We start from the raw sequence: 14,411 nt of genomic DNA on the forward strand, positions 1-14,411 counted from the left end.
GCGGCGCACGCGTCTACGTCCCATCATGGCGCGGAGCACCGGACAAGACCTTGCGGTTTCGTCCGGTGCTGTTACTCGAAGCGGAGGTGGAGGACGGGCCACAGGCCTGCTCCCCGTGGCCGGCCAGGCGCCCCGCTCGGCCCGCACAGCAGGCGCTGGAGCGCCGGCGTGCGCTCGTCGGGGTCGATGAGATGGAGCCGCGGGTAGCGCGCCACGGACCCGTCGAGGTGCGGGATCTCGAGGCACGCGCGCCGCCGCGGCGGCGTTCGCAGCGGGGGAGCGGCGCCGTGATCGAGGATCAGCTCTGTCCCCTCCGCGAGGCGCGCTGACACGCTCGTGAGGAACGCATCGACGACCCCGGGCGGCTGCCGCTGCAGCGCGCCCTCGGCGACGAGGAGCGTGGGCACGTCGCCGGCGTGGCGCAGGCAGTCCATCCAGCCCGTGCACGCGATCGAGCAGCACCTCGCGATGACGTGTCGCTCCGACGGGCGGCAGGGGCGGCGCGCGCACTTGAACTCGGCCACGCAGGGCGGATCGAGCTCCACCCAGCGGAGCGTCCCGTTGTCGATCCGCGAGAACCGCGTGCAGAGCCCGGCGTTGAGCGCGATCGCGAGGCCGTGCGGGTTCCGCTCGAAGAAGGACCTCACGAGCCCGTCGACGATCATGGTGCGCTCGGTCGCGATCCGGAGCGCGCGCTCGTCGAAGCCCGCGGGATCCACGTCGAGCGTGGCCAGCATCGCCTCGGCCCACGGGTCGGCGAAGCCGAGCTCCGGGAACCGGACCCGCGCCTCGGCGCGCCCGACCAGCGAGAGCACCGCGTCCCGGGAGACGGCCATGGTGCCCACGCCGTCCCCCTGGGCGGGCTGGACCGCAGGCCCCGCGAGCCCGTCCGGGCTCCCTCGCCTCACGACAGCACCCCGCCGCTGCCGCGGACGACCTCGGTGACGAGCGCGCGCTCCAGGCGCAGCAGCGTGGCGCGGTCCGGGAGCTTCGCCGCGACCAGCCCACCGAGGAGCGTGACGAGCCGGTCGTAGTCCGGCGCCTGCGCCTTCCAGTTCGCGATCGGATAGGCCTCGTAGAGCCCGCGCGTGAGCCGCGACGGCGTCAGCACCGACACGCGCGCCTCCGGGTGCCAGAGCTGCAGGTGCCAGAACCCGCGCGTGACGAAATACGCGAACTTCCGCCCGCCGAAGACGCGCACCTCCCAGCCCGCGACGAGGAGCGCCAGCTCGCGTTCCCGGGGGTCGTGCGGCGGCGGAGGCCAGCCCTCGGCGCGCGGAGGCTCGACGGCGGACGGGCGCTGGAGGCCCAGCGGGAGGGGAGCGCGGGCGCTCACAGGGCTCCCTCTTCCTTGTGCGCGCCGGACCAGGGGCGCGCGGTGCGCGCCGCGCATCGGGGTGAGCATCGGGCAGGAGGCATCCTCGGTTCCTTCCGTCTCGTTGTTGATATTGAAAGTGATGTTCAACTTCGATACGCTCGGACTCCGCGTCTGTCAAGAGAAATGTCAGGGCCTTTCGCTCCCGCTCGCGTGCGCGGACGGTCGATGTCCGACCGTGATGAAGGATCGGCGGCCGGCCTTCGATAGAATGGACGCCTGATGAAGCCTCCTCGTGCGGTGACAGCACGTCCGCTCGCCGGCGCCGTGAGGCGCGCGGCGGCCATCCTCCTCGCATGGCCGGCCGTCGCCTCCGTGAGCTGCGGTCGAGCGGACCTCGCGACGACCCTGCTCGACGGCGCGCAGCCCGGGACAGAGCGTGACTGGACCGGCGCGGGCGGCGCGAGCGAGCGCGGCGGCACCGTCACGAGCGGCGGGAGCACCGCGGCCGCCGGCGCGGACGAGGGCAGCGGCACCGCCACGAGCGGCGGGAGCACCGCGGCCGCCGGCGCGGACGGCGGGGGCGGCGCCGCTGGCGCGGAGGCCGGGGCCGGCGCGGGCGGCGCGGGCGGCCCGAAGGGCGCGGGCCGGGACGCCCGGATCATCGCGGTGGGCGACACCGGCGAGGGCAACCTCGCGCAGAACGAGGTCGCCGACAGGATGAGCGAGAAATGCCTCGCGGTGGGCGGCTGTCACGCCGTGATGATGAACGGCGACAACTTCTACAATCACGGCGTGCTCGCCACCGACGACCCGCAGTGGGGGCCGAAGTTCGAGCAGCCGTATGACAGGCCAGGACTGAACGGCCTCCCCTTCTTCGCCGTGCTCGGCAACCACGACCACGGCCCCACCAGCAACGGCGCGCGGCAGGCGCAGATCGCCTATACCCTCTTGCCCGTGGGGGACGGGCCGGGCATGCGGAGGAGCGACAAGTGGCGCATGCCCGCGCCGTATTACGATGTGCGCATCGGCGACGTGCACCTCTTCGGGATCGATACCGTCGACTTCATCTCCGGAGATCAGGCGGCCGACATGAGCGCGCGGGTCGCCGCGTCGGACGCCACCTGGAAGATCGTCTTCGGCCATCACCCCCGCTACACCTCGGGGGAGCACTTCTTCGACAACGAGCCGCCCGGGATGTTCGACATGCAGCAGGCGATCTACTGCGGGGCCGACATGTACATGGCCGGTCACGATCACAACCTCGAGTTCATCGACAAGGGGCGCGACGAGCGCTGCCCCGGGACGTACTTCGCCGTCAGCGGCGCCGGCTCGAAGACCCGCCCGGCGTCTGCCCTCGTCCCGACCGACCCGAAGCAGCTCTTCTACACCGACGAGATCGAGGGCTTTGCCTACATGCAGCTCGAGGGGCGCGCGCTGCGCTTCGAGTTCATCGACCGGCGCGGCGTCGTGCTCTATGCGACGACCCTCGTCAAATGAGCGCGCCGCCCGGGGAGCGGCTCGGTCCGGGGCTCAGCGCCGCTCGTCCTCGCGGGGCGCTCCGGCGCACGCCGCCCCGGCTCCTCCCTCGTCCCGCATCGGCTCGCGCCGCCTCCCGAACGAGATCGTGGGCTCGGTCCCGGCGAGGATCCGCCGGAGGTTCGGGGTGTGCTTCAGCCAGATGAACGCGCAGAGGAGCAGCGAGAGCCAGAGGACCGGGGGCTGCCGCTCGCCGAGCAGCCAGAGGAAGAGGGGCAGTCCGAGCGCGCCGGCGAGGGAGCCCGCGGAGACCCTGCGGGTCGCCCGCACGACGGCCGCGAAGACGGCCAGCGTCGCGAGCGTGGACCGCGGCGCCAGCACGAGCAGCACACCGCAGGAGGTCGCGACGCCCTTGCCGCCCCTCATCCCCAGGAACACCGTGTAATCGTGCCCCAGCACCGCCGCAAGGCCGCCCGCCGCGGCGACCCACCCGCCCGGCGCGCCGCCGAGCCATGACGCGAGGGGCCCGGCCACCACCGCGCCCTTCGCCATGTCCGCGGCCAGCACGGCGAGGCCGGGCTTCCAGCCGAAGGCGCGCAGGATGTTCGTCGCGCCGATGTTCCCCGAGCCGATCGCGCGGATATCGACCCCTCGCACGAGGCGCGCATAGAGGTAGCCTGTCGGGATCGCTCCGAGGAGGTAGGCGAGGACCAGGTAGATTGCCGTCATCGGACGCCTCCATTCCCGCGCGCGGTGGATGTAGCACACGGTCGCGCAGCCGCGCGACGACGGCGGATGTAGTTGGAGCGCGAGGATACAGCGCAATGCCACGCGACGCGTGCAACAGCATACATGGCGCACGTGGCGCGCCCCCCTGGGACGCGCGCGCCGGACGCACACGCGGCGCGCGCGAGCGCGCTTCAGGGCCGCTCCGGCGAGGGCGACCATGGTACTCTGCGAGCATGGCCGACCTTTCGCCCGCCTCGACCCGGAATGGCCGCTCGCCCAAGATCGCGCTCGTGCTCGCCGGCGGCGCGGCCCGCGGCGCGTACGAGGTCGGCGTCGTGCAGCACATCCTCGAGGAGGTCTCCCGCGATCTCGGCCGCGACGTCCCGCTCGATATCCTGTGCGGCACCTCGGTCGGCGCCATCAATGTCTGCGGGCTCGCGGCGTTCGCGGACGAGCCGCGGAGCCGCGCCCGCCGGCTCGCCGACGTGTGGACGCGCCTGCGCATCGACGACCTCGTGCGGCTCGACGTGCGCGGCGTGCTCGCGGTCGGGCACGACCTGCTCCGCGGCGCCGGCGGGAGCCCGCCCTCGAGCGGCCGCCACCCCGCGCTGCTCGACACGTCCGGCCTCGAGCGGCAGATCGAGGACGCCGTCCCCTTCGAGCGCATCGACGAGCACCTCGCCCGGGGGCTCCTGTCGGCGGTGACCGTGTCGACGACGCTGGTCAAGAGCGGCCGCACGGTCGTCTTCGTCCACCGCCGCGATCCCGGGCTGCCGCCCTGGAGCCACGACCCGACGATCGCCCCGCGCGCCGCCGCGCTCCGCGCCCACCACGCGCTCGCCTCGTCCGCGGTCCCCATCCTGTTCCGGCCGGTCAGCATCGACGGCGAGCTCTACTGCGACGGCGGGCTGCGCCAGAACGTCCCGCTGTCGCCGGCGCGGCGGCTCGGGGCCGACGGCGTGATCGTCGTCAACCCGCGCTACATCGAGCCCGCGTCGCGCACGGCCGAGCGCGAGGCGCCGAGCTTCCCGGGGCCGCTCTTCGTGCTCGGAAAGGCGCTGAACGCGCTGATGCTCGACCGGATCGACAACGACATCGCGCGCCTCGAGAGCATCAACAGCATCCTCGAGGCGGGGAAGCGCCGCTATGGCGAGGGCTTCCTCGGCGAGCTGAACGAGGCGCTCCCGCCGGGGCGCACGCTCCGGCCGCTCCGGTCGCTGCTCATCCGCGCGTCCGAGGACATCGGCGGGCTGTCGGCGGAGTTCGTGCGATCCCCGGCGTTCCGCGCGCGCACGACCAGCGTGCTCGGCCGGGTGATGCGGCGCCTCGCCGAGGGGGACGAGCGGCGCGAGGCCGATTTCCTGTCCTACCTCCTGTTCGACGGGGAGTTCGCGGGCCGGCTCATCGAGGTAGGCCGCGCCGACGCGCGCGCGCGGCACGACGAGCTGTGCGCGTTCTTCGACGCCGCGCTGGCGTCGAGGGCCCTCGAGGATCGCGCGAGCTGAGCGGCTCCGCTCGCCCGCGCGGTGGAGGAGGGGCGCGTGGGGTGCTCCCCTCCGGGGCCTCTCGTTCCGGCGGGCCCCTTTGATGGCCCGCCTGCACTCCAGCCCCTCCGGGGAGCCCCCAGCGTGCCCCTCCTCCACCGCGCGGGCGGCCTCGCCAGGGGGGTGACGTCGGGGGCGCACGCTTCTTGCTGTCATGCCCGGGCATCGATAGGAGACCGAGGTGCACGCAAGGACCCTGCAGAAGCCCGACGGACGCAAGCTGACGGTGTACAGCAGGCTGCCCATCGAGGGCGACCTCGATGCCCCGAGCCCGAGCAGCGAGCCGCTCCAGGCCAATCCCCACCTCCGCTGGCACCCGCTGCGCGGAGAGTGGGTGGCCTACGCGAGCCACCGGCAAGGCCGGACCTTCCTCCCGCCGCCGGAGTACAACCCGCTCGGGCCGACGCGAGATCCGGCGTTCCCGACCGAGGTCCCGGCCGGGCGCTACGATATCGCGGTCTTCGACAACCGCTTTCCCACCCTGGTGACGACGGCGCACGATCCCCCCGCGAGCCTGGTCGAGACGGCCCCGGCCACCGGGGTCTGCGAGGTCGTGGTGTTCACGCAGGACGCGGACGCCTCGCTGGGCGCGCTCCCGCTCTCGCAGATCGAGCTCCTCCTGGAGGTCTGGGCGGATCGCACCCGCGAGATCGGCGGCCTGCCGCACATCGATTACGTGATGCCCTTCGAGAACCGCGGCGTCGAGGTCGGCGTCACGCTGCACCACCCGCACGGGCAGATCTATGCCTATCCGTTCGTGCCCCCGATCCCCGCGCGCATGCTGGCGCAGCAAGAGGCGTTCTGGAAGGAGCACGGGCGGGGGCTCCTGGAGGACCTCATCCGGAAGGAGATCGAGGAGGGCGCGCGGATGCTCTATCAGGGCGACCACGCCGTGGCCTTCGTGCCCGCCTGGGCCCGCTACCCGTACGAGGCGTGGGTCGCGCCGACGAGGCCCGTGGCCACCTTCTGCGATCTCGCGCCCGAGCAGCGCGCGGATCTCGCGCGGGCGCTCAAGACGACGGTCCTGAAATACGATGGGCTGTGGGGTCGCAAGCTCCCCTATCTCCAGGTCTGGTATCAGGCGCCGACCGACGGCGAGCCTCACCCGGAGGCGCACCTGCACGCGGAGCTCTGGCCGCCGTACCGGACGCCCGACAAGCTCAAGTACCTCGCCGGGACCGAGCTCGGCGCCGGGATGTTCGCGATGGATGTGCTGCCGGAGGACAAGGCGCGCGAGCTCGCGGCCGTGCCGGTCGACCTGTCGGCCGAGGAGGAGGCGCGATGAGCGGCGGGGCGGCGGAGGGCGGGGCAGGGGGGGCGCGCGCCTACGAGGCCGTCTTCGGGGCGGCGCCCGCGGTCCGGGAGAGCGCCCCCGGGCGCGTGAACCTGCTCGGCGAGCACACCGATTACAACGATGGATTCGTCATGCCCACCGCGATACCGCAGCGCACGACCGTCGCGCTGGGGCCGAGCCCCGATGGGCGGCATCACCTCTACGCCGCCGATCTCGACGAGCGCGCGACGCTCTCCGCCGGCGGCGCCGCGGACGAGCCGGCGCCGCCGGGCTTCGCGCGGTACCTCCTCGGCTGCATTCGCCTCTTCGAGCGCGAGGGGTTCGCTGTGCCGCCGCTCTGCGTGCACGTGAGCTCCCGTGTGCCCATGGGCGCAGGGCTCTCGAGCAGCGCGGCGCTGGAGGTCGCGGCCCTGCGCGCGCTGCGGTCCCTCACCGGCGCGGCGCTCTCGGACGAGCGGATCGCCGAGCTCGGGCAGCGCGCGGAGATCGAGTTCGCCGGGGTGAACTGCGGTATCATGGATCAGATGGCGTCGAGCCTCGCGGACGCCCGGCACCTGCTCTTCCTCGACACGCGCACGCTCGCGCGGCGGCTCTTGCCGCTCCCCGCGGGCGCGGAGATCCTCGTCATCGACAGCGGCGTCGCGCGCACGCTGGCGAGCAGCGGCTACAACGAGCGGCGGGCCGAGTGCGAGGAGGCCGCGCGGCGGCTCGGCGCGCGCGCGCTGCGCGACGTGCCCGATCCGGCCGCCGCGGCGGCGCTGCCGGAGCCGCTCTCGCGGCGGGCGCGGCACGTGATCACCGAGAACCGGCGGGTGCTCGAGGCGGCCGAGGGGCTCTCCGCGGGGGCGTTCGGCGAGCGCATGAACGCGTCGCACGCGAGCTTGCGCGACGACTACGAGGTGTCCGTGCCGGCGCTCGACGCGCTGGTCGCGCTGCTCCAGGCGACGCCGGGCGTGTTCGGCGCGCGCCTCACCGGCGCGGGCTTCGGCGGCGCCTGCGTGGCGCTCGTCGCGTCCGGGCAGGCGGCGGCCATCGGGGAGAGCGTTTGCCGCGAGTACGACACCGCCGGGCAGCGGGGGAGGGTGCTCGTCCCGGAGCGGGGCGCTTGAGCGGAGGGCGGCGCGCCGCGGCGTGCTAGGAGACATGGATGCTTGATGCCATGAGATTTCGTTCGGTGGTCGAGCCCGATCACGGCCGCGTGCTGTCCGTCCTCTCGTCCTGGTGGGCGGGGGCGCTCGGCGACGAGTCGCCCGAGGTGCGCGCCCGAAGGCAGCTGGAGCGCTCGCTCCTGCTCCCTCGGCTGTTCTTTCAGCACTTCGGGCCGCTGAGCGAGATCGCCGAGCAAGAGGGCGAGATCGCCGCTTTCCTCGTGGGGTTCCGCTCCGAGAGCCACCCTGAAGACGCCTATATCCACTTCGTCGGCGTCCGGCCCGAGCTGCGCGGGCGCGGCGTCGGGCGCGCGCTCTACGAGCGGTTCTTCGCGCGCGCCGCGGCGCTCGGGTGCACGGCGGTACGCTCCGTCACGTCGCCCATGAACACGGGCTCGTATGCGTTCCACCACCGGCTCGGGTTCCGGGCCGAGCCCGGCGATTTCGAGGTCGACGGTCGACCCGTGAAGCGCGATTACGACGGGCCGGGGCTGGACCGCGTCGCGTTCGTCAGGCCCCTCGGCCCGATCGCGGCGATCGGTGGAGGAGAGTAAGAGCGCATCGATGGGTGGCCGGGGAGCGGCGCGCTCGACCGCGTGGGGTCGCGCGCGCCGCGAGATCGCGCGATCCCCGGGGAGCCGGCGCGGGGCGCGAGGGCGTCGCTCCCTTCCCGTCGTGCCGGAGATCGGCTATTGATCTCGTCTGGATCGAGCGCAAGTGCCGTGGTGGTCGTCCAGCAAACGGGAAAACAAGGTGCAAGGTAAGGTGGCGCTCGGCGTGTGAGCTCGTGCGCCACGAACAGCTCCGATCATCAGCTCGCCGGTGAACCGGACGCCGCGCCTCCCCGGAGCGACAGGGCGTCGCGCCGTCCCGCAGTCCAACCCCGCTGTGCGCACAGGAACCCATGCACGAATTCGAGAACGCGGTCTCTCTCGACGAGCTCCGGATGCAGCGTGTCATCGACGCGATCGCGCTGGCCTCCGCGGGAGAGATCGAGCTCGCCCTGAAGCACCTCGAGTCGGTCGAGCAGGACACCTTCGGGGTGATCGAGGAGGCGCTGCGCGTCTTCCTGTCGGAGCTCTCGGAGGCGAAGCAGAAGAGCGCGCAGGCGCTCGACGAGCTCGCCGCCTCCAAGCGCGAGCTCGAGACCCAGCTCCGGACGATCCAGCGCCAGGAGGTCGCGATCCGGGAGCTCTCGGTGCCGATCATCGATGTCTGGCAAGGTATCCTCACGCTCCCGCTCGTCGGGCTCCTCGACTCGATGCGGGCCGTCGAGGTGACCGAGCGGCTCCTCGCGCGCGTGGCGGACGACAGCGACGTCGAGTGGGTGATCCTCGATCTGACCGGCGTGACGGTGGTGGACACGATGACCGCCCAGCACCTCGTCAAGCTGGCCCAGGCCGTGCGGCTCCTCGGCGCGAGCTGCATCGTCACGGGGCTGGGCGGCCACGTCGCCGAGACGCTCGTCACGATCGGCGTCTCGCTCGACGAGCTGCGTCCGATGCGCAGCCTCCGGGAGGGGCTCAGGTTCTGCCTGTCACGGCGGAAGGCGACCGGCCTCGCGCCGACGACGGCCAGCGAGCTCTCTCGGTCTTTCGCTCTTGAGCCCGTCTCCCGTCTTGAAGGGGAATCCAGCGCTCTCCGTCCGAGGGGCTCGTGACGGCCAGGCCAGCGGACGACCCGGTCGAAGTCGAGTGAAGATCATGCCTTCTCGTGGCCTGTCGGGCCAGCGGTCCAGGCCTTGCACGAGCCCGGCTGTGTGAAGAGGGAGCGACATCACCGCACGGGAGACGCGCTGATCCCTGCGCGCTTCCAGGACACGGCGGCCGCTCGCGGCCGCTTCGGAGACCAGCTCGATCGCCTCGCGCCCTTCCTCCTCCGCGTCGATCCGCTCGCCGATGCCGTCGTGGACGCGTGCGCCACGATGCCCCGAGGCCAGGGGTTCCGCCTCCTGGAGGCCGCCCTCGCCCGCGGGATCGACGCCGTGCCCGACGCGCCCGCCGAGGTGCGCGCGCTCTTCGCGGCGGTCGACCACGTGCCGCTCTGGGTGGACTGGGAGGCGGTGCGCCGCGGCGGGACGATGTTCCTGCGGACGGGCGTGCTCGGCAGGATCGTGCTCGCGATGCAGTCGCTCATCCTCGGGTACGCCTCGCCCGGCGGCAACAAGCCGCTCGTCCTCTCGGGCAGGCTCCGCGAGCAGGCCGCGCGTCGCCTCGCCGAGACAGGCCGGTTCGTCCACGCCGTGAGCCAGCCGGGCGGCATGCGTCGCTCCGGCGAGGGGTTCGCGATCACCGTGAAGGTGCGCGTCATGCACGCCCAGGTGCGGCGGCTCGTCCGCGCGAGCGGCGGCTGGCAGACCGCGCTCTGGGGCGAGCCGATCAACCAGCACGACATGGTCGCGACCGCGCTGCTCTTCTCGGTCGCGGTGCTCGACGGCCTGGACAAGCTCGGTTACCGCGTCTCGCCCGCCCAGAGAGAGGAGCTCGTCCACCTCTGGCGCTACGTCGCGTACGTCATCGGCGTCGAGCCCGAGCTGATCCCCGGGTCCTACGCCGAGGCCCTGCGCCTGGCCGAGATGATCTTCGCCACGCAGGGCGCGCCGGACGACGACTCGCGCGCGCTCGTGGACGCGCTCCTCCACCACGCCGTCCGCGGCGCGCGGACCGAGCGCGAGCGCCGGCGCGCCGAGCAGGTCGCGTCCGTGTTCGCCAGCATCTCGCGCGCCGTGCTGGGCGAGGCGCTCGCCGACCAGCTCGGGGTGCCCCGGTCGCGCTCGCGCCTCACGGTCCCGCTGGTCCGCGCGGTCGCCGCCGCGTCGAGCCGCGCGCACGCGATCCCCTCCCTGCAGGACCTCGCGTTCGCCCTCGGCGACCGCCACTGGCAGCGCACCATCGCGCTCGGCCTCGGCGGACACCCGGCCGACTTCGCGCCCCCGGAGCGCTTCGTCGGCACCCGCGCGTGAGGCGAGGGCGGCCGTCAGCGCCGGAACGGGCCGCTCACCTCGAAGGTGACGCCGATCCCGATCCCGTCCAGCCCGCGCTGCGAGCTGAAGTAGAGCCGGTCGCCGGCAGGGTTGAATGCCGGGCCGGTGATCTCCGAGCCGGCGTGCCCCTCGAGCTTCAGGAACGGGGCGACGACGCGGTCCGGCGTGATGAGGCAGATCTGCATGTCGTCGCCGTCCTCGGCCACGAAGAGGTCGCCGGAGCGCGAGACGACGAGGTTGTCGACGCCGCGCAGCGGGGACTCCGGGTAGAGATCGGCGGCGTAGATGCACTCGATGCCGGAGCTCGCCGGCGTGTAGGCCCAGACCCGGTTGTCCCCCTTGGTCGTGAAGTACACGACTCCATCGTCGTACCAGCAGCCCTCGCCGCCGTCGAAGGCCGTGGTGCGCCCGGACGTGAAGGGGTTGAGCGCCGCCGGGAGCCACTTCTCGACGCGCGTCCAGGTGACCGTGCCGCTCAGGCGGTCCGCGCCGAAGCTGACGCGCGCCGCCTCGAGGCGCCCGCTGGCCAGGGACGGATAGCGATCCGGGGTGAAGCGGTAGAACCTGCCGTTCGGGCGATCCTCGGTCAGGTACAGGCGGCGCTCGTCGGGATCCACGGCGACGGCCTCGTGCGCGAACGTCCCGAGGTCGGAGCGCCGCTCCGCCGGCCGTCCGTCGAGGTAGCACTCGAACACGTTGCCTCCGTCCCATTCCTCGCACGACAGCCATGTCCCCCACGGGGTCGGGCCGCCCGCGCAGTTCGAGGTCGTGCCGCTCAGGATCGTGTCGGCGCCCGTCACGCGCCCCCCGGCATCGAATCGCACCACGGCGGCGCCGCCGATCAACGGCACTTCGCTGTTCGAGGTATAGGCCCAGCCCCCGTCGGCGAGCGGAAAGCAAGCCCCGCCGTCCGGGGCCACATGCCAGATGTGCGAGGTCCCGGCGACCGGCACCCCCGTCATCGCGATCACGCGCGAGGTGAAGCCGGCGGGCAGCCGCAGCCAGTTGCTGTCGGGCGTGGCGGCGAGGGGGCCGTAAGGGCTCGTCCCGGGGCGGGCGGGCGCGGCAAAGGCGTGTCGCCAGAACCGTGAGCCGAGGGCGAAGGCCGCCGTGGCGGCGGAGGTGCGCAAGAGGTCGCGACGTTTCATGCGCGCGATTGTCCGCGTCGCCTGTTGGCAATCGCGTCACACCTCGCCGTAGCTTCGATGACGGCGCGGTGTGACCGGTTGCACGCGGCGGGGTGATGGTCGGGGTTGAACCCCGCTCCGGTTCTGCGCTACGAGACCGCGGTCATGGAGATCATCCCCTACGGTGGTTGGCAGCACGCCGCCCGGCTCGTCTGCGGCGACACGGAGCTCATCGTCACGCTCGACGTCGGCCCGCGGATCATCCGGTACGGGGTCATCGGCGGCCCGAACGAGCTCGCCGAGATCCCCGGCGATCTCGGCGCGACCGGCGGCACCGACTACCGGTTCTATGGCGGTCACCGGCTCTGGATCGGCCCGGAGGACGAGCGCAGGACCCTGCAGCCCGACAACGACCCGGTGGAGCACAGGCAGGAGGGGGACACCCACGTCTTCCGCCCCCCGCCGGACAGGAACGGGATGCAGAAGGAGCTCCGCATCACGGCGGACGTCGCGGCCGGCAGGTTCGTCCTCGATCACGCGATCGAGAACCAGGGCGCCTTTGCGGTCGAGTTCACGCCGTGGGCCCTCTCCGTGATGGCCGGGGGCGGCGAGTGCATCTTCCCGCAAGCGCCGTTCTTCCCTCACCCCGAGCGCGTCCTGCCCGCGCGGCCGCTCGTGCTCTGGTCCTACAGCGACATGAGCGATCCCCGATGGACCTTCGGCAAGCGCGTGGTTCGCCTGCGGCAGGTGGCCGGCGAGGGCCCGCAGAAGGTGGGCATGCTCGTGAGCCAGGGGGTCGCGGCGTACGCGAACCACGGCAACGTGTTCCTGAAGCGGTTCCCGTTCGTCGAGGGGGCCACGTACCCGGACATGGGGTGCAACTTCGAGACGTTCACGAACCAGGACATGCTCGAGGTGGAGTCGCTCGGGCCGCTGCAGCGCGTGGAGCCCGGCGGCCGCGCGCTGCACCGCGAGGCGTGGTACCTGCTGAAGGGCGAGGCGCCGCCCGCCGACGACGGCGCGTGCGCTGCGTGGCTCGAGGCGGCGGCGAGGGACCGCCCGCTCTGATATCGCGCGCGGCGGCGCGTCGTGCGGGGGTTGGCTCGCTCCGCGCTCTCGACTATGCGAACGCCCATGGCGCTCCATCCCCTCGCGGGCCGCAGGGCCCCGTCCGATGTGCTGATCGATCCGGACAAGCTGCGCGCGCAGTACTACGGCGAGCGCCCCGACCCGAGCGACCCGCAGCAGCGCGTCGCCTTTGGCACCTCGGGTCACCGAGGCTCGGCCGCGCGACGCAGCTTCAACGAGGCGCACGTCCTCGCGGTGGCCCAGGCCCTCTGCGATTACCGCGCGAAGCAGGGCACGACGGGCCCGCTCTACCTCGGCATGGACACGCACGCGCTCTCGGAGCCGGCGCAGCGCAGCGTCATCGAGGTCCTCGCGGCCAACGGCGTCGACGTCCTCATCGCCGAGCGCGGCGGCGTCACGCCGACGCCGGTCATCTCGCACGCGATCCTCACCCAGAACCGCGGGCGCGCCTCGGGGCTCGCGGACGGCGTGGTGATCACGCCCTCGCACAACCCGCCCGAGGACGGCGGCATCAAGTACAACCCGCCGAACGGGGGGCCGGCGGACACCACCGTCACCGGCTGGATCGAGGATCGCGCCAACGAGCTGCTCCGCGCGGGCAACGCGGGCGTCAGGCGCGTCCCGTACGAGGCCGCGCTGCGCGCGCCGACGACCCACCCGTACGACTACATCGGCCCTTACGTCGCCGATCTCGGCAACGTCGTCGATCTCGAGGCCGTGCGCGGCGCGAAGCTGCGCCTCGGCGTCGACCCGCTCGGCGGCTCGAACATCGCGTACTGGGGGCCGATCGCCGAGAAGTTCGGGCTGGATCTGACGGTGGTGAACCAGGTCGTCGACCCCACCTTCGGCTTCATGCCCCTCGATCACGACGGCAAGATCCGCATGGACTGCTCGTCGCCGTACGCGATGGCGAACCTCATCGCGCTCAAGGGCGACTACGACATCGCGTTCGGCAACGACGCCGACTCGGATCGTCACGGCATCGTCACGCGCAGCGCCGGGCTGATGAACCCGAACCATTACCTCGCCGTGGCGGTGTTCTACCTGTACCAGAACCGCCCGCTCTGGCGGCCCGACGCGGCGGTGGGCAAGACGCTCGTCTCGAGCAGCATGATCGACCGGGTGGCGAAGCACCTCGGCCGGCCGCTCTGCGAGGTGCCGGTCGGCTTCAAGTGGTTCGTCGACGGGCTGCTCGACGGCTCGCTCGGCTTCGGCGGCGAGGAGAGCGCGGGGGCCTCGTTCCTGCGTCGCAACGGCGAGGTGTGGTCGACGGACAAGGACGGCATCCTCCTCGACCTGCTCGCCGCCGAGATCCTCGCGCGCACCGGCCGCGACCCCGCCGAGCACTACCGCGACCTGACAGCGCGCTTCGGCGCGCCGCTCTACAAGCGCATCGACGCGCCGGCCACGCCGGCCGAGAAGAGCGTGCTCAAGAAGCTCTCCCCCGACGCGGTGCGCGCCACGACCCTCGCGGGCGAGCCGATCACCGCGAAGCTCACCCGCGCGCCCGGCAACGGCGGCGAGATCGGCGGGCTCAAGGTCGTCGCCGAGGACGGCTGGTTCGCCGCGCGGCCGTCGGGCACCGAGGACGTCTACAAGATCTACGCGGAGAGCTTCAAGGATCAGGCGCACCTCGACCGCGTGCTCGACGAGGCGCGCGCGATGGTCGCCGACGCGCTCAAGGCGAGGTGAGCGCCGCGCGC

Annotated in this window: 13 protein-coding genes; 9 read left to right on the forward strand and 4 right to left on the reverse strand. The window is 72.7% G+C overall.

All coding sequences use genetic code 11. The features are described from left to right. Positions 1-71 precede the first annotated feature (71 nt). Entirely contained in the window at positions 72-908 is an 837-nt protein-coding gene (locus WMF31_RS11820; protein ID WP_436602036.1) for a class I SAM-dependent methyltransferase, read from the reverse strand. Beyond that, complete coding sequence (locus WMF31_RS11825; protein ID WP_129350675.1) at positions 905-1,336, reverse strand: hypothetical protein; 432 nt, start codon at positions 1,334-1,336, stop codon at positions 905-907. The genes WMF31_RS11820 and WMF31_RS11825 overlap by 4 nt, the downstream gene beginning before the upstream one ends. A gap of 261 nt (positions 1,337-1,597) precedes the next feature. Here WMF31_RS11825 and WMF31_RS11830 point away from each other — a divergent pair, with 261 nt between their 5' ends. After that, positions 1,598-2,815 (forward strand): purple acid phosphatase family protein, encoded by a 1,218-nt coding sequence (locus tag WMF31_RS11830; protein WP_436602037.1) that lies wholly within the window; start codon positions 1,598-1,600, stop codon positions 2,813-2,815. 33 nt (positions 2,816-2,848) lie between these two features. On the opposite strand, the gene plsY is transcribed toward WMF31_RS11830, so the two are convergent. Next, positions 2,849-3,523, reverse strand: a complete 675-nt coding sequence (plsY, locus tag WMF31_RS11835; protein ID WP_436602038.1) for a glycerol-3-phosphate 1-O-acyltransferase PlsY — start codon at positions 3,521-3,523, stop codon at positions 2,849-2,851. Positions 3,524-3,756: 233 nt separating this feature from the next. Here plsY and WMF31_RS11840 point away from each other — a divergent pair, with 233 nt between their 5' ends. From WMF31_RS11840 to WMF31_RS11865, 6 genes are all read left to right on the forward strand, one after another. Then, the gene (locus tag WMF31_RS11840) at positions 3,757-5,028 is read left to right on the forward strand and encodes a patatin-like phospholipase family protein (RefSeq protein WP_436602039.1); all 1,272 of its coding nucleotides are present in this window, start codon (positions 3,757-3,759) and stop codon (positions 5,026-5,028) included. Between the two features lie 220 nt (positions 5,029-5,248). Continuing rightward, positions 5,249-6,352 (forward strand): galactose-1-phosphate uridylyltransferase, encoded by a 1,104-nt coding sequence (gene galT, locus WMF31_RS11845; protein WP_436602040.1) that lies wholly within the window; start codon positions 5,249-5,251, stop codon positions 6,350-6,352. Beyond that, the gene (gene galK, locus WMF31_RS11850; RefSeq protein WP_436602041.1) at positions 6,349-7,470 is read left to right on the forward strand and encodes a galactokinase; all 1,122 of its coding nucleotides are present in this window, start codon (positions 6,349-6,351) and stop codon (positions 7,468-7,470) included. Before galT ends, galK begins: the two co-directional genes overlap by 4 nt. A 50-nt stretch (positions 7,471-7,520) precedes the next feature. Further along, on the forward strand, positions 7,521-8,063 hold the full coding sequence (locus WMF31_RS11855; RefSeq protein ID WP_436602042.1) for an N-acetyltransferase family protein: 543 nt from the start codon (positions 7,521-7,523) through the stop codon (positions 8,061-8,063). Positions 8,064-8,413: 350 nt separating this feature from the next. Next, positions 8,414-9,169: an STAS domain-containing protein gene (locus WMF31_RS11860; protein WP_436602043.1), complete on the forward strand. Its 756-nt coding sequence runs from the start codon at positions 8,414-8,416 to the stop codon at positions 9,167-9,169. Between the two features lie 99 nt (positions 9,170-9,268). After that, positions 9,269-10,471 (forward strand): oxygenase MpaB family protein, encoded by a 1,203-nt coding sequence (locus tag WMF31_RS11865; RefSeq protein WP_436602044.1) that lies wholly within the window; start codon positions 9,269-9,271, stop codon positions 10,469-10,471. Between the two features lie 14 nt (positions 10,472-10,485). Here WMF31_RS11865 and WMF31_RS11870 read toward each other — a convergent pair whose 3' ends face one another. After that, the gene (locus WMF31_RS11870) at positions 10,486-11,640 is read right to left on the reverse strand and encodes an alkaline phosphatase PhoX (RefSeq protein ID WP_436602045.1); all 1,155 of its coding nucleotides are present in this window, start codon (positions 11,638-11,640) and stop codon (positions 10,486-10,488) included. A gap of 144 nt (positions 11,641-11,784) precedes the next feature. Between WMF31_RS11870 and WMF31_RS11875 the strand changes: the two genes are divergently transcribed. Further along, complete coding sequence (locus WMF31_RS11875; protein WP_436602046.1) at positions 11,785-12,687, forward strand: hypothetical protein; 903 nt, start codon at positions 11,785-11,787, stop codon at positions 12,685-12,687. Between the two features lie 66 nt (positions 12,688-12,753). After that, a complete protein-coding gene (gene pgm / locus WMF31_RS11880; RefSeq protein WP_436602047.1) occupies positions 12,754-14,400 on the forward strand; it encodes a phosphoglucomutase (alpha-D-glucose-1,6-bisphosphate-dependent) in 1,647 nt (548 codons plus the stop codon). The last annotated feature ends 11 nt before the right edge of the window (positions 14,401-14,411 follow it).

Origin of the sequence: Sorangium sp. So ce1036 (genome assembly GCF_051369805.1) — a bacterium.
Taxonomy (GTDB): Bacteria; Myxococcota_A; Polyangia; order Polyangiales; family Polyangiaceae; genus Sorangium; species Sorangium cellulosum_F.

Excerpts from the sequence above, each read along its gene's own strand:
- WMF31_RS11830 (WP_436602037.1), top strand. The coding sequence starts at position 1,598 with ATGAAGCCTCCTCGTGCGGTGACAGCACGTCCGCTCGCCGGCGCCGTG.
- plsY (WP_436602038.1), bottom strand. The coding sequence starts at position 3,523 with ATGACGGCAATCTACCTGGTCCTCGCCTACCTCCTCGGAGCGATCCCG.
- WMF31_RS11840 (WP_436602039.1), top strand. The coding sequence starts at position 3,757 with ATGGCCGACCTTTCGCCCGCCTCGACCCGGAATGGCCGCTCGCCCAAG.
- galK (WP_436602041.1), top strand. The coding sequence starts at position 6,349 with ATGAGCGGCGGGGCGGCGGAGGGCGGGGCAGGGGGGGCGCGCGCCTAC.
- WMF31_RS11855 (WP_436602042.1), top strand. The coding sequence starts at position 7,521 with ATGAGATTTCGTTCGGTGGTCGAGCCCGATCACGGCCGCGTGCTGTCC.
- WMF31_RS11860 (WP_436602043.1), top strand. The coding sequence starts at position 8,414 with ATGCACGAATTCGAGAACGCGGTCTCTCTCGACGAGCTCCGGATGCAG.
- WMF31_RS11870 (WP_436602045.1), bottom strand. The coding sequence starts at position 11,640 with ATGAAACGTCGCGACCTCTTGCGCACCTCCGCCGCCACGGCGGCCTTC.
- WMF31_RS11875 (WP_436602046.1), top strand. The coding sequence starts at position 11,785 with ATGGAGATCATCCCCTACGGTGGTTGGCAGCACGCCGCCCGGCTCGTC.
- pgm (WP_436602047.1), top strand. The coding sequence starts at position 12,754 with ATGGCGCTCCATCCCCTCGCGGGCCGCAGGGCCCCGTCCGATGTGCTG.